Annotated in this window: 11 protein-coding genes; all 11 read right to left on the bottom strand. The window is 42.8% G+C overall.

The window, feature by feature from the left end; translation table 11 throughout:
- Window positions 1–90: 90 nt before the first annotated feature.
- The gene (gene rpoC / locus WC441_00290; protein ID MFA5162949.1) at window positions 91–4,035 is read right to left on the bottom strand and encodes a DNA-directed RNA polymerase subunit beta'; all 3,945 of its coding nucleotides are present in this window, start codon (window positions 4,033–4,035) and stop codon (window positions 91–93) included.
- A 27-nt stretch (window positions 4,036–4,062) separates the two neighbouring features.
- Window positions 4,063–7,389, bottom strand: a complete 3,327-nt coding sequence (gene rpoB, locus WC441_00285; GenBank protein ID MFA5162948.1) for a DNA-directed RNA polymerase subunit beta — start codon at window positions 7,387–7,389, stop codon at window positions 4,063–4,065.
- Window positions 7,390–7,685: 296 nt separating this feature from the next.
- Window positions 7,686–9,104, bottom strand: a complete 1,419-nt coding sequence (murE, locus tag WC441_00280; protein ID MFA5162947.1) for a UDP-N-acetylmuramyl-tripeptide synthetase — start codon at window positions 9,102–9,104, stop codon at window positions 7,686–7,688.
- 87 nt (window positions 9,105–9,191) lie between these two features.
- A complete protein-coding gene (locus WC441_00275; protein MFA5162946.1) occupies window positions 9,192–11,198 on the bottom strand; it encodes a T9SS type A sorting domain-containing protein in 2,007 nt (668 codons plus the stop codon).
- Between the two features lie 181 nt (window positions 11,199–11,379).
- On the bottom strand, window positions 11,380–13,914 hold the full coding sequence (locus WC441_00270; GenBank protein MFA5162945.1) for a DNA translocase FtsK: 2,535 nt from the start codon (window positions 13,912–13,914) through the stop codon (window positions 11,380–11,382).
- A gap of 93 nt (window positions 13,915–14,007) precedes the next feature.
- Window positions 14,008–15,024 carry a cation diffusion facilitator family transporter gene (locus tag WC441_00265; GenBank protein ID MFA5162944.1) on the bottom strand — a complete coding sequence of 339 codons (1,017 nt, stop codon included), beginning with the start codon at window positions 15,022–15,024 and terminating at the stop codon, window positions 14,008–14,010.
- Between the two features lie 6 nt (window positions 15,025–15,030).
- Entirely contained in the window at window positions 15,031–16,071 is a 1,041-nt protein-coding gene (locus WC441_00260; protein ID MFA5162943.1) for a polysaccharide pyruvyl transferase family protein, read from the bottom strand.
- Window positions 16,072–16,074: 3 nt separating this feature from the next.
- Window positions 16,075–17,103, bottom strand: coding sequence for an aminoglycoside phosphotransferase family protein (locus WC441_00255; GenBank protein MFA5162942.1), 1,029 nt, complete (start codon window positions 17,101–17,103; stop codon window positions 16,075–16,077).
- A 4-nt stretch (window positions 17,104–17,107) separates the two neighbouring features.
- The gene (locus WC441_00250) at window positions 17,108–18,271 is read right to left on the bottom strand and encodes a hypothetical protein (GenBank protein ID MFA5162941.1); all 1,164 of its coding nucleotides are present in this window, start codon (window positions 18,269–18,271) and stop codon (window positions 17,108–17,110) included.
- Between the two features lie 4 nt (window positions 18,272–18,275).
- Window positions 18,276–19,751 carry a glycogen/starch synthase gene (locus tag WC441_00245; protein ID MFA5162940.1) on the bottom strand — a complete coding sequence of 492 codons (1,476 nt, stop codon included), beginning with the start codon at window positions 19,749–19,751 and terminating at the stop codon, window positions 18,276–18,278.
- The gene (gene ruvC / locus WC441_00240) at window positions 19,736–20,224 is read right to left on the bottom strand and encodes a crossover junction endodeoxyribonuclease RuvC (protein ID MFA5162939.1); all 489 of its coding nucleotides are present in this window, start codon (window positions 20,222–20,224) and stop codon (window positions 19,736–19,738) included. The genes WC441_00245 and ruvC overlap by 16 nt, the downstream gene beginning before the upstream one ends.
- Window position 20,225: the final 1 nt, after the last annotated feature.

Genomic DNA, 20,225 nt, shown 5'->3' with positions numbered 1-20,225 from the left:
TATATTTTAAGCTATTTTGCTAAAATTAAAAAGACTGAAGGCTTATAATAAAAAGCGCCCATAATAGGGCGCTTTTTGAATTATTTAAAATTATTTCTCGGATAATTCAGGGTTAGCTTGGCCGTAATCATCGCGTAGCTGCTTACCTTTATAGCCGGTGCCAGCCGGAATCAGACAGCCGATGATGACGTTTTCCTTAAGTCCTTCCAAATAATCGATTTTGCCATTAACGGCTGCCTCGATTAAAACTCGGGAAGTCTCTTGGAAAGAAGCCGCTGATAGGAAGCTATCCGTTGTTAAAGAAGCCTTAGTAATGCCTAAGAGTAATCTTTCGGCCTTGACTTTGGTCGCAGCACTCTTGTCGGCGACGCTTAAAACTTCTTCTTCAACGGTCTCACCTGGCAATAATCCGGAATCGCCCGGATCTTTAACAAGATAGCGAGAAAACATCTGACGAGCAATGATCTCTACGTGCTTATCATTCAAAGGTTGGCCCTGGGAAGAATAAACGTACTGGATTTCCCTGATAATATATTTCTGGGTTTCTAGGCGGCCCTTAAGCTTATACAATTCGCGTAAATCTAAGCTGCCTTCAGTTAATTGCTGGCCCTTTTCAATTGTATCGCCATCCTTAACCATTAACATCGTACCTTTGAGAATGGAAAACTCCTTAACCTTATCGACTTCTTTGGAAATCTTGATGAACTTATCATTAACTTCGACGACGCCGGCAGCCTTAGCTTTAACCAATTCGCTTCCGACCTTGAACAGATCCGAACCTTTGGCAACCTTATCACCGTCTTGCACCAAGACTTTGACTTCGATCTTCGCCTTGGTCTTACCGGTAATCCCGCCAGCCAGCTTAACTTCATTAATCTTCTCGGAAAAATAATATTTATCCGAATCCTTGCCTTTAAAATAAATACTCAACACTTTGGCTTGCGGATTGTTGACTAAGATATCCTGTCCGTCCTCACCTTTAATTATCTTCTGGGCAAACTCCACTTTAACCTTACCAGCGACATCCGACATCAAGGCTTTCTTTTTCGGTGGACGGGCTTCAAAAATTTCTTCAACTCTCGGCAAACCCTGGGTAATATCATCTTGTCCGGCAACGCCGCCCGTATGGAAAGTTCTCATCGTCAACTGAGTTCCTGGTTCTCCGATCGACTGGGCCGCGATAATACCAACGGTCGCCCCCATCTTCACGGTTTTATTATAAGCTAAGTCGTAGCCATAACATTTAGCACAAACACCCTTATGGAGCTTGCAGCTCAAAACCGAACGAATGATGATATCGGAAAAATCTTTACCTTTAAAAGTCTTGACGACTGATTCGGTTAAAAGATCCCCGGCTTTAGCTAATAATTTCCCTTTTGAATCCAAGAGATCCTGAGCCAAATAACGTCCGGTAATCTTCTTGAAGAAATCGTCACCATTCTTTTCAGCTTCCTGACGATTGAATAATAAGCCCTCACTATCGCCACAATCCTCGCTAGACACGATTACATCTTGAGAAACATCGACTAAACGGCGAGTTAGATAACCGGCATTAGCCGTTCTTAAAGCCGTATCAGATAAACCTTTACGCACACCGTGAGTCGAAATGAAATATTCCAACACACCGAAACCGCGTTTAAAGTTACCCTTGACTGGCAATTCGATAATCGCGCCGGAAGGTGAAGTCACCAAACCCTTCATACCTAGAATCTGAACCGGCTGAGCCCAAGAACCGCGCGCACCAGAATCAATCATGGAGAACACGGGCAAAACATCATTTAGGCCTTGCTTGCAGATATCAGCGATCTTATCCTTAGTATTAGTCCATTCTTCAATGACCTTAGCATAGCGTTCGCTTTCAGTGAGCAAGCCTTCTTCATACTGTTCTTGGATAAGGTCTACTTTCTGGTTAGCCGCCTCGATCAACAGGTCTTTTTCTTTAAGATCAGGCAGGTCGCCAAAACCCCAAGATAAACCAGACTTGGTAATGAAGGCAAAACTTTTATTCTTCAGGTTATCAATAAAGTGCACCGTCGACTCCTCGCCATAGACATGTAGGCACTCTTTAATCAAATCCTTTAATTTCCCTTTACCGACCACGTCATTGATGAAGCGTAATTTCTCCGGAAGGATTAAATTAAAAATTATGCGCCCGACCGTAGTTCTAATCAAGTCGCCCTGATTGAACTTAATACGAATCGTCTCATGCAAATCGATAAAGTTGCTTTCGTAGGCTAATAAGGCTTCATCTTCACTATAAAAACTCTTCAATTCCTTGTCAGACTTAAGAGCTGAAACCTTGTCTTCCAGAGTCATATAATAAGTACCCCAAACGATATCCTGGTTTGGCGCTACCACTGGATCGCCGGTAGCCGGTTTCAATAGATTATGGGAAGACAACATTAAATCTTTAGCCTCGGCTCGCGCTTCAATCGTCAAAGGGACATGGACAGCCATCTGGTCGCCATCGAAGTCGGCATTAAAAGCGGTACAAACTAAAGGATGGATCTGGATCGCCTTACCTTCGATTAAGATAGGTTTAAAGGCTTGGATACCTAAACGATGCAAAGTCGGGGCACGGTTTAAAAGGACATAAGATTCCTTAACCGTTTCTTCTAAAATATCGAAAACTTCGTCATGTCCAGCTTCGATATAGCGGGAAGCACTGCGGACATTATGGACTATCTCGCGCTTAATCAACTGACTAATGATAAACGGCTTGAATAATTCTAGTGCCATTATCTTGGGGAGGCCGCATTGATCTAAATTCAATTTCGGATTAACGACGATGACCGAACGTCCAGAATAATCCACACGCTTACCTAATAAATTCTGGCGGAAACGGCCCTGTTTGCCTTTCAAAGCATCGGCTAATGATTTTAGCTGGCGTTTCTGTCCGGTAGAAGCGGTCACGGTTTTAGTATGCCGAGCCGAATTATCAATCAAAGCATCGACGGCCTCCTGCAACATTCTTTTTTCGTTGCGGCAAATAACCTCAGGAGCGTTAAGTTCTATCAACTGCTTTAAACGATTGTTACGGTTGATTACCCGGCGATAAAGATCATTAAGATCGGAAGCCGCAAAACGGCCACCGTCTAGAGCTACCATCGGCCTAAGGTCAGGCGGAACGACGGGCAAGATATTTAAAATCATCCATTCTGGACGAATGTTATTATTATTAAAACTCTTTAAAAGCTTCAAGCGCTTAGTCAGCTTGTCCTTCTTTGATTCTATGGCATCTACCAGCTTTTCTTCTACTTTCTTGATGCTTTTAGCTAAATCTATCTTAGATAATAAATACCTGATAGCCTCAGCACCGATACCTGCTTCAAAGATGTGGCCGAATTTCAAACTAAGGGTCTGATACTGATTCTCGGATAAGATTAAAAGCGGCTTCAACTCTTTCAACTCTTTCTGGGCGGCCGCGAAATCCTCATCTAACTGTTTCAATCTTTCTTCTTTAACTCTGGTTAAATCCTTGAGATCGCCAGCTGACAATTCCTTATCTTTAGGACGGCTAGCGTTATTAAATTCATTTTCAATGCTTTTGCGCTTAGACTTATATTCCTGTTTGATTTGCTCAATGGTTGCTTCTTTGAGATTCTCATCCACCTCGGTAACTATAAAGCTGGCAAAATAAATAACCTTTTCCAGAGATTGGATTCCTAGATTTAACAAAAGCCCGATCTTAGAAGATAAGCCGCGTAGAAACCAAATATGAGAGCAAGGGATCTGCAGGGTAATGTGCCCCATCCGCTCACGACGGACGACGCTCCGAGTAACTTCGACGCCGCATTTGTCACAGATAATTCCTTTATAACGAATCTTCTTGTATTTACCGCAAGCACACTCCCAGTCTTTAACCGGTCCGAAAATCTTTTCGCAGAAAAGACCGTCCTTTTCCGGTTTTTGAGTGCGATAATTAATCGTTTCCGGGCGTAAAACTTCGCCCCGGCTCCAAGCCAAGATATTATCAGGCGAAGCTAATTTGAGCCGGATAGCGTCGAAATCGCTGGTTTTTATAGGATTAAGCATATATATGAGTTTAATTATCAATTAAATTTAATCCATGCTATCGCTAGATTTATCTTCAGCCGCGATTATCTCCGGCTTGTCATAATCATATTTATCATCTTTCTTTCTTGGGAGATCGGCCTCAAGATCTTCCCGGCTCGGCTCGGGCATCGGACTTCCCCCTAGCAATTCAACATCCAAGCATAAACCCTTAAGCTCCCTGATTAAGACATTGAATGATTCCGGGACATTGAGTTTTTCGATAGTTTCACCCTTAATGATGGACTCATAGGCTTTACTACGGCCAGTAACATCATCAGACTTAATGGTTAAGATCTCCTGCAGAGTATGAGCGGCGCCATAACCTTCAAGGGCCCACACTTCCATTTCTCCGAAACGCTGACCTCCGAATTGGGCCTTACCGCCTAAAGGCTGTTGGGTAATCAAGGAATAAGGACCGATAGAGCGCTGATGGATCTTATCTTCGACCATATGGTTCAGTTTCAAAACATACTTATAACCAACCGTAATCTTATGATCGTAGGCTTCACCAGTCTTACCATTATATAAGGTGACTTTACCATCTTCAGGTAAGCCGGCTTTCTTAAGCTCCTCTTTGATCTGATCTTCACTGATACCGTTTAAGGCTGGAGTAGCTACGCGATAGCCAAGCTTTTTGGCCGCAAAACCTAAATGAGTTTCTAACAACTGGCCCAGGTTCATACGGGAAATAATACCTAAAGGTGATAAAATAATATCGATTGGCGTACCGTCAGCCATATAAGGCATATCCTCGGCTGGTACGACTTTAGAAATAACACCCTTGTTACCGTGACGGCCTGACATCTTATCGCCCACTTGGATCTTGCGCAAATTAGCTACCGAGACTTGGATGGATTGCAAGACACCAGCCGACAACTTGTCGCCTTCCTCCCGAGAGAAGATTTTTACATCGACTACTTTACCATGTTCGCCGTGTTCTAGATATAAAGAAGAATCACGAACATCCTTGGCTTTTTCACCAAAGATGGCGCGCAACAATTTCTCTTCAGCCGACAAAGTGGTTTCACCTTTAGGAGTGATCTTTCCAACCAAGATATCGCCAGATGACACTTCAGCACCGATACGAATAATACCGTCTTCATCTAAATTCTTAAGTTTTTCCTCACTGATATTAGGAATATCGTTAGTGATAACTTCGGGACCAAGTTTAGTATCACGAACATCGATCGAATAATTTTCAATATGGATAGAGGAATAGATATCCTCTTTAACTAATCTTTCTGAAATAATCACCGCATCCTCATAGTTAAAGCCTTCCCAGGTCATGAAAGCAACTAAAACATTACGGCCCAGAGACAATTCCCCATTATCAATCGCAGGGCCGTCGCTTAAAACCTGGCCGGCCTTGACCTTATCGCCGCATTCTACAATCGGATGTTGATTGATACAGGTGGAAGAGTTGGAACGTAAAAATTTATTCAAAACATATTTAGTGGTTTGTCCCTTCTTGTTACTAACTTCGATTACCGCCGAATCCGCCCTAGTAACTTCACCATCTTCTTTGGAAATAACGACATGGCCACTATCACGAGCCGCTCTAGCCTCAACACCTGTGCCGACAATCGGAGCCTCGCTTTTGATTAAAGGCACAGCCTGACGTTGCATGTTCGTGCCCATTAAAGAACGCTGGCCGTCGTTATGTTCCATGAAAGGAATCAAGCTAGTGGCGATAGAAATAATCTGATTAGCGGCTACGCCGACTAAATCTATTTTTCTCACCTCATCGACTGAAGGTTGACCATATTTTCTAACCTCATATTTATTCACTAAAAAGCGGCCATTCTCATCGGTTGGGATGGTAGCATCGGCCGTGATATATTTTTCTTCTTCAAAAGCATCGAGATAGACAACCTCATCGCTCAGACGGCTGCCATTTTTCTCGTGCAAGACTTTGCGGTATGGAGCTTCTAAAAATCCATAACTATTTAAACGGGCAAAACTGGCCAAGTGGCCGACTAAGCCGATATTCGGGCCTTCAGGAGTAGCGATCGGACAGATACGGCCATAATGGGTAGAATGCACATCGCGAACATCGAAACCAGCCCTTTCCCTGGCTAAGCCGCCTGGACCCATAGCTGATAGACGACGCTTATGTTCGAGCTCGGCTAAAGGGTTAGTCTGATCCATGAACTGCGATAATTGGGAAGACATGAAAAACTCTTTGACCACTCCGATAACCGGACGAGCATTGATTAACTTAGCGGGAGATAAGGTAGCGATATCGCTAGTACTCATGCGATCCTTGATGATGCGCTCCATTCTGGCTAAACCGACGCGGAAACGATTCTGGATTAGACCGCCGATCGCCCGGACACGACGATTACCTAAATGATCAATATCATCCTCCGGTTCTTTAGTAATATTTAAACGGATAACCTCTTTAACGATCAAAACTAGATCTTCTTTACGTAAAACGCGGTTCTCTTTCTTGTTGGCTAAATCCAAACCGAAACGACGGTTCAGCTTATAGCGGCCGACCCGGCCAAAGTCATAGCGGTCAAAGCGGAAAAACATGGAATAGATCAATTGGCGGGCGTTTTCAACTGAGGCTAAATCTCCTGGACGAATACGCTTATAGACCTCCTGCAATCCTTCAGCTTCATCCTTAGCCGCATCTTTAGCAATCGTCGCATCGATATATGTCTCTTCATCCTTATTTTTTACTAGATCGACATCCTTGAATAGAGCGCGAATCGACTCATCATCAGCATAACCAAAAGCGCGTAATAATGAAGTAACAGCGACTTTACGCTTACGGTCTATCCTTACCCAAATCACCTTGTTTGAATCTGTTTCTATTTCTAACCAGGCGCCGCGGTTAGGGATAATCTTAGCACCATAGCATTTCTTGCCTTTCACAAATTCAGCCGTGAACATGACACCGGCGGAACGGATCAACTGTGAGACAACCACTCTCTCGATACCGTTGATAACGAAAGTACCCTTATCGGTCATCAAGGGAAAATCTCCCAAATAAACCTCCTGGCTATTAGCGACTCCGGTCTTCTTATTCAAAAGACGAGTCTTGACCCTAAGGGGCGCTTCATAGGTAATATTTTTTTCCCGGCTTTCCACTTCGGTAAATTTAGGCTCATCCAGATAATAGTCTTCAAAATATAATTCTAAGTCACGACCGATGAAATCGGTCACCGGATTAATCTCATCGAATAATTCCATCAAGCCTTCCTTTAAAAACCAATGATAAGAATCTTTCTGAATCTCGATTAGCTCCGGCATTTCCGTGACTTCTTGAAAATCCTTGAAGAAACGGCGAGCCTCGGTTTTATGGCCTTCATGTTTGAGCTTGGACATAAATTTAGATTAAAAATTGGCAAGACTAAAATTTTTAGACCGACAAATTTATATAAACAAAAAATCTCAATCCTGATGGTTGAGTTAAAATAAAGATATTAAGTTAATTTGAGTTGTTGGCGCCCACTTTTTTAAAATAAAGATTTAAAAAAGAATATTTCACTAATATAACAAAAAAAACGGAATAGCTATAATACAAAAAAATTAAGCTTTTATCACCGCTTTATCCATTTTTTACTTAATAATAGTTGTCTAAGTAATAATATTATATTATTTGAGGCTTGTCAACACACATTTTATCCACAAAGGGCTGTCAACTCTTCCCTGGCTACCCTCCGGTCATCCCAAGGGACTTTCTCGCCGCCAGCGACACATATATATTGTTCGGCGCCTTTGCCGCTGATTAAGACTAAATCACCCTCTTGAGCCAGGCTTAGGGCCTGCCTGATGGCCAAACGGCGATCTAGAACCTTAAAAAGATCCTTATCCAGTTCTTTCCCAGCTCTTTCCGCGCCTAGAGCTACCTGCTCAATGATTAATTGTGGATTATCGTCATAGGGGTCCTCGTTAGTGACGATCACGCAATCTGCCCTTTCTCCGGCTATCCTGCCCAGTTCCGGCCTCCGCGCGACATCGCGCCCGCCTCCGGTTGAACCTAGAACATGGATGATGCGTTGGGGTTCTAACAGATAAATAGCCTGATAAACTTTTTCTAAAGCTCTAGGTTCAAAGGCGTAATCGACAATCACGGAAAAATTTTGACCGAGATCAATCTTCTCTAATTTCCCTGCTAGGCTTTTAACGCTCTCCAGGGCTCGCAGACTCAAATCAGCCTTTAGATTCTGGCTAACAGTAACCGCGTAGGCAGCGGTGGCATTCTGAGCGTTAAAATCACCAAGCAGAGAAAGTTGGACGCCCTGCCCGTCAATAATGCATTCAGTACCATCAGCACTGGCCCTCACGCTATGATAGCCTAAAAAATGCCAATCTTTAGCTAGGGGATCTAAACGGAAATATTTTGCCGCTTCGCTCCGATCAGCCAAGCTCGAACTATAGATAAACTTATTTTCGCTCCAAAAAGACAAGAAATGGGCAGCGTGGTCATCATCACCATTAACGATAATGGTTTTTTTAACACGTTCCAGGTCGAGCTTTTTTAGCTCGCTCTTCGGACGGCAGACAAGCTTCTTGTCATTAACATATTTAGTCCGGCAATTCTTTAGATGCTTGAACAAGTCACTCTTAGCTGCTTTATATTTTTCAAAGCTGCCGTGGGACTCGATGTGCTCAGGGTATAAGCCAGTAAATAACAGGATGTCGTAATTAATGAAACGGTGGCGGAACTGCTTAATGCCTTCCGAGGTCGTTTCGATAATCGCGTATTGGCAAGAATTTTTTAACATCTCCCGTAATAGTCTTTGCGTAAAAAAGCGCCCGACCATTGTCATCTTCTTGTCATTCAACCACTCTTTCCGGCCGTCACTGAACTGCGCGGTCGAACTATAGCCAACCCGATATCCATTGGCTTCTAAGGCTTTAGCAGCCAGATAAACCGTAGAAGTTTTGCCAGTCGTGCCGGTAATGCCGATAACGATCAATTTCTGGGAAGGAAATCTATACGTTAAAGCCGCCGCTAGATTCATCAGGTAATGATAGGGCGGTTGGAGAATTTTAAATAAGCGGAGCGGAATTATTTTCTTGATCTGTGCCAACATATAAATCCATTATAAGTGATTCCTGATAATAAAAAAAGACCCTCGAAACTTGAGTCCGAGGGTCCTGATCATTTTACAATGTGCTATTTACTGCTTTACCAGTTTGACCGTTTCGGTCTCACCGGAAAGAGTTTTGAGACGGATGAAATAGAAACCAGGTTTCCAGTCCTGGCATAAGATACTTGTTTTTTCAGACACTGTCTGGCTGAAAATCAGCTGTCCAGTGGCAGAAAAAATCTCTACCTTCCCAGAGAAATTATCCACTGTGAATCTCTCAAATGTCGGGTTGGGATAAACCTGGGTGTTAGCGTGGGTCAGTTCGGATAAATTGGTGGTAATGGCATAAATCACTTTTATAGAAGCGATATTTTCGCAATTTCCCAAAACATTAACGAACTTTACCCAATAAACTCCGGTGTCGGAAACAAGCAGGTTGCTTTGAATGGCGTTACTTGTAACCGCCAGGGTATCTCCACTCTGATTTGTCCAGATGAAAGTCCCCGGTCCGAAGGTGGTATAAGCATGCAGGCTAGCCGTTGAACCGGCTGTCAGTTCAACGACCGGATCTGATACTACGATATCAGAGAAGCCCATTACTAGTTGAGTTTCAATTGAATCAACCAATTCGACATTATAATTACCGTCAAAACTATAGACGAACAGTTTAACCAAGTCGACATGGTCATTCCCAGGAATCAGATTCACGGTTATGTAATCAAGAGCATTGGGGCCGGTTAAAGTGATGGAGCTGGTCTGGTTTTGCTGAGTAATTACCCAGACTGATTTGGTAATATTACTGCAAATAGAATGGTTGTAACAGTAGACCTGGATCGTATTACAGAAATAGGCCACCGGAGCATAGTTTGGGCTATTAACCGAGAAGCTAGCTACCGGAGCTGGCATAGGATCGGCCCACTTAACCATCACCGAATCCCAAGACTCGCAACCGTTACCATGGTAATTTACCAGATACATTCCCGAATCAGCTACCGATAAATAGCTAACATTGGCGTTGCTGGTAAAACCTAAAAAACCATCCTTGTACCAGAGAAAATTCCCCGGTCCATAATTGGTATAGGCAGATAAAGTTACGGAATCGCCAGGGGCGATAGTAACATCAGGGCTAGCGGATACGTCAGAGAATCCTAAGTGTAAGCCGACGTTAAGCGTTGAGGTACCAGGAGAGTAACTCGATACAGCTAACTCTACGCGGTAGTAGGCTGTGCTGTCAGCGAACTGGATCGTAATCGAAGGCTGATAATTAGCCTGGTTGAAAACAATCTCTTGTAAAACCGTATTGCCATCGCCTGTTTTAACCCGCCAAGTCCAATGATAGAGTTGGGCGGTCGAGTAAACGCTCGACAAGTCATAAAAGGTGATAGAGGCTTGGTTGCAGAAATATCCGCCGCCAAGAGATAGGCTGTCGTCAGTGCCAAACATGGCGCAAACTGACCCAGGCCAAACCCAATCAACATAATTAAAATCGAAAGTTTCACAACCCGATTGATCGTTAATATAGGTTACCATGTATTCCCCAACCTCGTTGACCGTCAAGTAGCTACTGTTAGAATTGAAGCTTTCCTGAATGAATACTCCATCTTTAGACCAGATAAAATGACCGGGGCCAGATGAAGAATAGGAACTAAGAGTAACAGAGTCATCAGGAGTAACTTCATAATAGTCGCCACCAAATATACTAGCAAGCCCGATATGAACCGTTACAGTCACTGAAGAAAAATATTCCACGTTAGCGGAATTAAATGCATAAACCGTTAAAGTGGTTTGGTAGCTACCCGGGATATTAGGATAATACACCCAGATATGCATCTGATAATTGTTTGGGGTCATTTCCAACGTGTCATAATTAGTGGCACCTTCAAAGATCCACACCCACTTAGTGATACTATCGCCATTGGCGAGGGAGAAATCATGGTAAGCTAACAGGTTAGTATTGCAATAATACCCATCGCTGTTAAATACCGAATCGTTCCAGGCCTCAAACTGGTTATTTTGAGAGAACTGGACATTCACTTGACCGAAGCCAAAATTGACTGAAATCAACAAAGTAAATAATACAATTACAAGATTTTTCATGGTTTACTGTTTTTGGTTTTTATTATTAATGATTTAATTGTCAAAGAAACATTTAAGGCTACAATATTAGCCATAAATATGCTTATATAATACTACATTTTAATAATTTTGTCAATATCAACTAAAAATCACTGACGACAACAGTGATTTTAAGTAATTTATAGCTAATATTAAATTAAATCTACCGAGCAAAGTACATCCCCTCATCATCATCATCTTTGGGATCTAGATTTTTCGCATGTTTCTCAATTTTTGGTGCTTTGGGCGTTACTAGCGGCTCTTCTGCTTCAATTTGGGGCTCATCTTCCTTAATATCCTCTAAAATTTCATCTTCATCCTCCACTACTTCATCTAATTCTTGCGAATCTAACTCTAATTCCTCTTCGGCCTCTTCTATATCTTCCGCCTCTTCATCTGAGCCGCTAAAAGCTAAGGTTCCATCATCGCCCTCGTCCTCATCTAGATAGCTGTCTGGGGCATCCGTCTCTGATCGATGATGTAAAGGCGTGGCGCTCACAAAATCAGAGCCACTGATCAATATTTCTCTAGGCTTAGAGCCGTTGGCCGGTCCGATGACTCCAGCTTCTTCTAACATATCCAGAATCTTAGCCGCCCGACCATAGCCGATGCTCAGACGTCTTTGCAGTAGAGAGGTTGAAGCTTTTCCTGCCTTCAAGATTATAGACTTCGCTTCCAAAAGCAGCTCATCTTCATCGCCGTGGATCCCATCTAAGCCGACGCCGGCGACTCCAGCTACTTTCTGCCGATCAGTCACGCCTTCCAAATATTCCGCTGGACCGCTCTTTTCTTTTATGTAATTCACCACCTCGACGATTTCACCTTCACTTAAGAAAGCGCCCTGGATCCGCTTCGGCTTGGCAAATTCTGAACAGCTAAAGAGCATGTCTCCCTGCCCCAAGAGTTTCTCAGCTCCGCTAGCGTCTAAGATAGTCTTAGAATCAACCGCTGAAGCGACGGCAAAAGCAATCCGAGTCGGGATATTCGCCTTGATCAAACCAGTGATAACATTAACGCTCGGTCTTTGGGTAGCTAGGATTAAATGGATGCCAATAGCGCGAGACATCTGAGCTAAACGGATGATAGCCGCTTCCAAGTCTTTGCCAGCCGTCATCATAAAATCCGCTAATTCATCGATAATGAAAATTATATAGGGTAATTTCTCACTGGCACTAGCATTATATGATTGGATATTCTTCTTAGCCGCTTTGCCTAAAAGATCGTAGCGCCTCTCCATCTCATTCAAACACCACTTCAGAGCATTGATGGTTTTGGAAACTTCCGTAATGACCGGAGTTAAAAGATGGGGGATGCCATTGTAGAAATTAAGCTCGACGCCGCGCTTAGGGTCAACCATGATAAAGCGCAAATCATCCGGATTATTCTGGTATAAGAGACTAACGATTATTGTATTCAAGCAAACTGATTTGCCGGAATTGGTGGCCCCAGCCACTAATAGGTGGGGCATCCGAGAAATATCATACATCCAGGCCGTGCCAGCGACATCTTTACCTAAGGCTACCATCAGATTATTCTTCCGATTCTTAAAGACGTTATCTTCTAAGATTTCTCTCAGGCCGACGATCGCCTTGGCCTTATTAGGCACCTCTATGCCTACTAGGGACTGACCGGGAATCGGAGCCTCTATCCGCAAAGGATGAGCTGCTAAAGCCAAGCTAAGATCATTATTTAAAGTGGTGATGTGGGATAATTTGATACCCTCCGCCGGTTTAAAAGCATATTGGGTGACTGTGGGACCGACTTTTATTTCTCCCATCTCGACCGCGATACCAAAATTCTCTAAAGTCTTTTTTATCTTCAGAGCGTTAGCAGCCGTATCGCCTCCAATCGCTTTAGAAAATTTATTATTCAGTAACTCTAAAGGCAAATCTATCTTTACCTTGCTCTTGGGCCAGACGATCTTTTCCTGGGCTTTGGGCTGGGCACGATGAGCCAGGCTCGGTTCAGGCTCTACTTCTGATTTACTGTTACTATCAACGGCCGTCCCGGCCTCAGGCTGTAAATCTTTTTGCTGCCAGGAATTAAGGGCGGTATTTTGGATAGAAGCTAGCTGCGCTTGGTCTAAAGATTCCCCTTCATCTTCTGAACGGCTGAACATGGACTGCGCTAGACCAAGTAAAGGCTTGAAGATGTTGGCCAACCAGCTTTCATGACCGATGATTTTAGACAGAGAGGTGTTAAAGACGAGGACCAGGGAAATCAGGAATAAAGCTAAGATGACGATCAGACCACCCCAAAAACCGAATAAATAAACGAAAAATTGTGATAGATAAAAACCGATATATCCTCCGCCTGCCCCGCTGTCAGCCGCTAACTCCCAATTAGCCTGCTTGATGAAAAAATGGAAAATGGTCTGGTAGGAGATAAATAATAGAAAAAGCCCTAAATAATCACTAAAACGGATATGATATTTTTTTCCCTTGCTTAAGAGTATGCCCCAAAAGATAAAAACCAAGGGTACCAACCATTTACCATAGCCGAAAATAAGGGCTAAATACCTAGATAAAAATTGCCCAGTCTTACCTGATAGATCAAATAAGCCCAAAAGGCTGATCAAGCCCAAGACAAAGATAAAGACTATGCCGATACTCTTCTTGGCCCGTTCGTCTAAGCTAAGATTCGGTAGATTTACGTAATCAAGCGGGTTGGTTTCTTTCTTTTTTTTGTGGCGACCCATATATTCAGACTTAAAATATTTTTACCTTTATTTAGTATAACACAGGCGATTCTATTAAAAAAGCGGAGTATTTTGCAAAAAAAAACCAAAGAATCAATTGATTTCAATATCGATAAAAACAGCCTGAGGCACTAATTGCCGGATCTTTTTTTCCAGGCCATCTATTTTCTGTCCCACCATCCTAGGAACACGGTCAGCATATTCAACGCAAAATTTCATGAAATTCTGATAGCTTTCCTTAACCTCTTCATACTCGTCCTCTAAAAAACCATGCTCTGAAAGTTCTTTTGCCAAGGCTGAGGCGTTAAACTCGATATCGCATTTAATCAGATACTTATCAACGTCCAAGATGGCTGATTTAAAATCAGAAACTTTTTCCACGAAAGGATCGCTTTCGATCAACTCAATCAGCTCGTCTTCCAGGCCTTTGGGAATAGACTTGGTAATCAGATAATGACGATTCTTATTAATCAGGATGATGGCAGCCACCCCTAAAAGCAACCCGATGATAATCGAGCCGATGGCATCCCAATAAACTTGGCCAGTCATATAAGTTAGGACGATACTAGCTAAGGCTACTAAAACGCCGATGACGGCCAAGCCGTCCTCATAGACGACAGCTAAGGTGGTTGGATCCGCTTCCCTCAAAATAATCTTTAATTTGCTTTTAGGGAAATGCTTTCTAATGTCTCTGATTGCCAACCATAGGGTGCCGGATTCGATCAATAAGGCTAAAAACAAGATATAAAGAGTAACCGGCTTAAAGTGAACCAAATCAGGATGGATCAAAGAATTCAAGCCATGATAAACAGTTATACCACAGCCGATAAAAAAGATGCCGCAAGCCGAGATTAGAGCAAAGATAAATCTTTCCCGACCATAGCCATAAGGAAAAAGCTTTGTGGGTTGTTTCACCGAGCGGCGAACGCCGATAATAAGAAGCGACTGGTTAGCGGTATCTGCCAAACTATGGATGGACTCAGAGAAGAGGGCGCCGGAACCTGATACTAAGAAACCGAAAAACTTGGCGATACCAACAAAAAAATTACCCAAAAGGGCGGCTAATACCGGCCAGAAACCGGCAGTTTTAGAAAAATCTTTACCTAGCATATATTTTTAAAAAAGACTGGCTATCTTATCTAGAAACGCTAACTGCTGTTCTCTGATAAACCGCCGCCGACGTTCGAATTTCTTGATATAAGCGTCACGCCCGGACCAGACTGTTTTTGCGCTTTTAAGCAGCTCCCCATGCTTTAATTTTTCTAGGTCGATTACCAATTCAGGACAATTGATAAACCGGGCAAAACTATAATTACGCAAATCATAGGCGACATTTATTTCTGGGGTCAAGGCACCGAAAGACATAACCCCGACATGGAGCATCATGCCGACAACCAGGTCTAATTGGCCGTAAACATATTTTTGTTCCCGAGGCGATAAGTCAATTACTTCCAAACGCGGTATCTTTAAAGCGCGATAAATATTATCTTCCCCGGGATGATGTTTAAGATAATAAACCTTGGCTTTATATTCCTTGATAAAATAATTTGCTAAATCCTGATAAGCCTTGAGAATATCATCCTGCCACTGACCAAAACCAAGCCAACCAGAATAATTCAAATTCAAACCTATCTTCACTCGGTCTTTAGGGATAGAAACCATAGGAACCTGTTCGCTCAGCAAAGTGGCTGGATCGCCAATCAGCTCTATCTTCCTAGCACTCATCTTGTTTCTTAACAAAAAATTCTTAGTATAAAAATCGCGCACTCCGACTAGCTTGGCTTTCTTGGCCAAAGCCAACAAGCTATGGAGCTTGGTAGCGTCTAATCCTGAGGCGCCGATTTCCTGGATATAGCCGACACCGAAAATGATTATCGGCACCTTGATGGCTGCGATCACTCTAAGGTTATAGGGCAAAAAATAATGATAAAATAAACCGCCGCCGCCGAAGATAAGTACATCGCTTTGGTTGATACGGTCAATCTTTTTCTGGTCGTATTCCTTGAGGGTCTCAACGGGAAAATCTAAAATCCGGCTAGCCGGAAATTTTTTCCTCAGCAGCTCTTGGACAGCTAAAACTATAGCCACGTCTCCTTTATTTTTCTGGTCCCAAACATGGACGTGAGCGATCTTGATTTTTTTCTTATCTAAAGACATAACTTAAACTTTCAAGTTTAGGCTTCGCCTGATATTATCTATCAAGAATTCAGCTCGACTCGGGTCGCAATCATGCTTTAACAACCAATAAACAGTGGTGCGCAAGGAGGCAAAATTATAATACAAGGCTATTCGCTCAGCTATCTCTGGGGTTAATTTTAATTGCGAGTTCTTAAAATATTCACTAATAAAAAGGTCTTTCATTTTTCCCGCCTCAGCCACATACTTCGCCTTGGTGATAATCTTGTATTCAAGTTGCTGACTGAAGGCGCCTAGATCCCGAGCGAAATCAGCCCGACAAAAATCAGTAAAATCGATTAAGCCGATCTTACCCGAAGGCAGCTTAATAAGATTCTCGGGGTGAGCATCACCATGGACTAGCCAACGCTGAGAAGTATTGTCTAAGAAGTTATTTTCTTTGGCGATGATAACTTCATAAGCTGATTTTATAAAATCAAAATAACGCCCAGAAAAACGAGACTTAAGTTCATTCAAAGTAAACTCTACTCCTGGCAAAACCGTAGCTACCCTAGCGTTATCGAGATTGAATTGATAGCCTCCCTCCAAAGGTAAGGAGTGGAGCTTGGCAAACAGCCTGGCCGCTTTAATTACGCCATCTTCGATCTCTGGCCAAGCTTGGTCTTTTATAAAATATAAGAGATTCCGCCCTTCGATCGCCCGATAAAAAGTTGCTCTTAAATCCGAATGATAAAACAAAGGCCGAGGCAAGCTGATTTCCCGATCAGCTAAATGGTGTTCCCATAAATAAGATAGGGTTAAAAAAACATTTTCCCTTTCTTCGCTGCTATGGGCTGTCGCTACTATCGGCACCTTAACAACTTCCCCTTCATGATTAATGAAATGAGTTAAATATTTAACTACTAAATGGTAAGTGGTCTCCCACATCAATTTCTTATAAGGCTTGACCTCGATCTTTTCTATGCTCACGAAATCAGGATAAAGCGGCAAAATTTCCTTAATAAATAAATCGTTCAAGTATTTCTCATCGAATAATAAATTACCTTTATTCATAGATTTAAAAATATTTCTCCCAGTGGCGGCGCCACAGCAAGCCCTTGGCTTTGATATATAATTTTTCTGCCTTGATTTTAGCGTTTTTAGTCCGGGGATCCTGAAGAGAACGCACGGAACGGATCAGGTCGTTCAGGCCGCGCTCGACTTCGTCCGGACTCCAGGCTAAGGGGCCGAAATTATGGGAAAAATTACGACCGCTGGCCCACCAGAAAGTACAGCTAGCCAAACCTCTAACCAAATGCCAGCGGCAATAATAATGATTCTTATCCTTCTGATAGCTTTCATCAAGATCCATAGCTAGCTCAGCCAAGCGCCAAGTATAAGAATGGATCTTGTTTTGGGGTGCCCGCCAAAGCCAGAAGGGTCGGCGCCAGCGCAGTTCGGCCGGGGTCGATTCCCAGGTCGAGGGACGCAAATTGACGGAAACTAAAGATTTCGCGGGAAAATCCGCGATGAATTCAGAAATAATTTGGCTCTGCAAATTATTGGCTTTTGCTAATTTCTCTAACTCGGCCGTCGGGTCTTCATGGCGCAGGCCATACAGTTCGCCATCGGTAGCGCTGATAGCTATACTTTTCTTTTCCTCTTTAAGCAGGGTTAAAATCGAATCTGGGACATAGGAATTAGAGAGCTTCCGGTCACGGAAAATAATTTTCAAACCGCTATTCTTATCTAAATAAACGCGACTAAAATCTAGATTAGCATTTAATTTACCATTAAAAGCTATCTCGTCTAATATCAGCCATTTATATCCAAGAGATTTGATGATACGCCCCAATTTATGGCTATAAGCCATCTCCGGAGAGAAAAAACCTTTTAACTTGACCGGGCCGAAATACTTTTTTATTATCTGTTCTTGCTCCTTAATCTGTTTGATAATCTCTTGGTCGGGTAAGAGAGGAAGAAAAGCGTGATAAGCAGCCGAGCCGACAAGCTCGATCTGGCCGCGACAAATTAATTTTTGCAAACGGAGCAACAGGTCTTGATAGCCGATATCAGCTAAACGATCCAAGAGGCAGGCACTGATATTTATGGTAAATTTCAAACGGGGATGCTCTTCTAAGAGATTAACCAAACGGCGATAGCTCTTATCAGCCGCCTCCTTGATGTAATAGGGATCTAGATTAGCTGGTTGGTATAGATGGAGAAAATTAAGCCACAACATAAATTTAGGCTTTGTCCGCCTTTAAAACTTTCTTATATAACTCTAAATATTTTTTAGCTGGTATTTCCCAGCTGTTAGATTGCTTCATTACCCGTTTTACTAGGCTGGGCCAGAGTTTCTTATTTTTATAATTCTCCAGAGCCCTGATGATAGCGCCGTAGAAAGCGAACTCATCCTCGTGCTTGAAGGTGAAGCCGCTCCCTTTCTGGCCACCAGCAGAAAAATTTTCTACTGTGTCATAGAGCCCGCCGATTTCCCGAACGATCGGCACACAGCCATAGCGCATCGCAATCAATTGGTTGATGCCACAAGGTTCATGGTTGGATGGCAACAAGAAAAAATCAGAACCAGCGTAAACCAAGGTCTCATACTTTTGATTTTTTTCATGGGAAGGAATAACTACTAGTTTTTTCGGATATTTTTTAGCTAGCTTCTGCAAGTCTTTCAAATAATGCTTATCTCCAGCACCAATAATGATGAATTGGGCATCCAGACGCATTAGTTGCTGTGATATTTTCAGAATCAAGGCGAAACCTTTCTGGAAAGTAACCCGCGAAGTCGTGCAAAAAATCGGCAGCTCCGGGTTAAGCGGCAAACCAAACTTCTTCTGCAAGGCCCTCTTATTATCAAACTTGCCAAGCAGGGATTGGTGATTATAGCGGCGCACTAACGCCTTGTCATTCTGAGGGTTATAAGCATTATAATCAATGCCATTGATTATCCCGAACAGGCGCTTCTGGCGATTTAGTAAAATGCGATTCAAATCCTGTCCGAATTTTTTAGTCATGATTTCTTCCCGATACTGTTCGCTGACGGTATTAATGATATCGGCCGACAAGATGGCCCGTTTGGCAAAATTAATATTCTCTAGATTGGGATCGCTTAGATGGGGAATCCGGGTGCGACCATAATCCTTCTTTTCCGGAGGGATTTCCCACCAGTTATGACCTAATTGGAAAATAAGGTTATGGATGGTGAAAATAGTCTTGGCATTCTTCAGGGTCTTGGAATAGCGGAAATCAGTCTTGAGGTAATAAGGGATCAAACCTGTCTGCCAATCGTGGCAATGGACGATATCCGCCGGGAACTTAAGCAAAGAGATTAATTTTAAAGCGGCGATATTAAAAACTAAAAAACGAGCGTTTTCGTGGCTAGAACCATACAAACGCTTATGCTTAGAAAAATATTTCTTATTCTCGATAAAATAGACAGGCAGGCCCGGTAAAAGCTCAGATTGCCAATAGTTAACCTTGATAGATTCGGCTGAGTTCAAAAAAACGGGAACGTTTGCAAATAAGAGCTTGAGCTTGTTCTTTTTTTTGTCGATCATCTGCCCGTAGAGAGGAGTGATGATCCTGACTTGATGGCCCAAACGATGTAAGGCTTTGGGCAGACTACGTGCCACATCAGCGAGGCCGCCAGTCTTAGAAAAAGGAGCAACCTCGGAACTGATATGGATTATTTTTAATTTTTTAGGCATAAACGATGGTTTAGAGCGCAGACTGCCACCGCCAAAGCATCAGCGGCGTCATCTGGCTGGGGCAGTTCTTTTAAATTTAAAATCAGTTTGACCATTTTTTGGACTTGCAATTTAGAAGCTTGTCCATAAGCGGACACTGCCTGTTTGACTTGTGAAGGCGTAAAGCTTAAAAGCGGTACTTGATTATGCCTTAAAGCTAAGAGAGCCACACCACGAGCCTGACCGACTATCAATGCCGTCCTTACGTTCTTATTAAAAAATAATTCCTCAACAGCGGCTAATTGCGGCTTATACTTCTCTATTAATTTATCCAAATCCTTATATAGCTCAGCCAAGCGGTCGGCCAATTCGGCATGAGCCGGCGTCTTAATCGAACCGTAAGCCAAACAAGTCAGGCTTGAACCTTCGGCTTTGACAAAACCGTAGCCGGTATCGGCAATGCCCGGATCTATTCCTAAGATTATCTTAGACATG

It is taken from the genome of Patescibacteria group bacterium (assembly GCA_041651355.1).
Lineage (GTDB): Bacteria > Patescibacteriota > Patescibacteriia > Patescibacteriales > UBA12465 > JAPLVX01.
This window is presented reverse-complemented; position numbering and strand designations above follow the sequence as displayed.

Bases quoted from the DNA above. Each gene is read 5' to 3' on its own strand.
- rpoC (MFA5162949.1), bottom strand. From the start codon at position 4,035: ATGCTTAATCCTATAAAAACCAGCGATTTCGACGCTATCCGGCTCAAA.
- rpoB (MFA5162948.1), bottom strand. From the start codon at position 7,389: ATGTCCAAGCTCAAACATGAAGGCCATAAAACCGAGGCTCGCCGTTTC.
- murE (MFA5162947.1), bottom strand. From the start codon at position 9,104: ATGTTGGCACAGATCAAGAAAATAATTCCGCTCCGCTTATTTAAAATT.
- WC441_00275 (MFA5162946.1), bottom strand. From the start codon at position 11,198: ATGAAAAATCTTGTAATTGTATTATTTACTTTGTTGATTTCAGTCAAT.
- WC441_00270 (MFA5162945.1), bottom strand. From the start codon at position 13,914: ATGGGTCGCCACAAAAAAAAGAAAGAAACCAACCCGCTTGATTACGTA.
- WC441_00265 (MFA5162944.1), bottom strand. From the start codon at position 15,024: ATGCTAGGTAAAGATTTTTCTAAAACTGCCGGTTTCTGGCCGGTATTA.
- WC441_00260 (MFA5162943.1), bottom strand. From the start codon at position 16,071: ATGTCTTTAGATAAGAAAAAAATCAAGATCGCTCACGTCCATGTTTGG.
- WC441_00255 (MFA5162942.1), bottom strand. From the start codon at position 17,103: ATGAATAAAGGTAATTTATTATTCGATGAGAAATACTTGAACGATTTA.
- WC441_00250 (MFA5162941.1), bottom strand. From the start codon at position 18,271: ATGTTGTGGCTTAATTTTCTCCATCTATACCAACCAGCTAATCTAGAT.
- WC441_00245 (MFA5162940.1), bottom strand. From the start codon at position 19,751: ATGCCTAAAAAATTAAAAATAATCCATATCAGTTCCGAGGTTGCTCCT.
- ruvC (MFA5162939.1), bottom strand. From the start codon at position 20,224: ATGTCTAAGATAATCTTAGGAATAGATCCGGGCATTGCCGATACCGGC.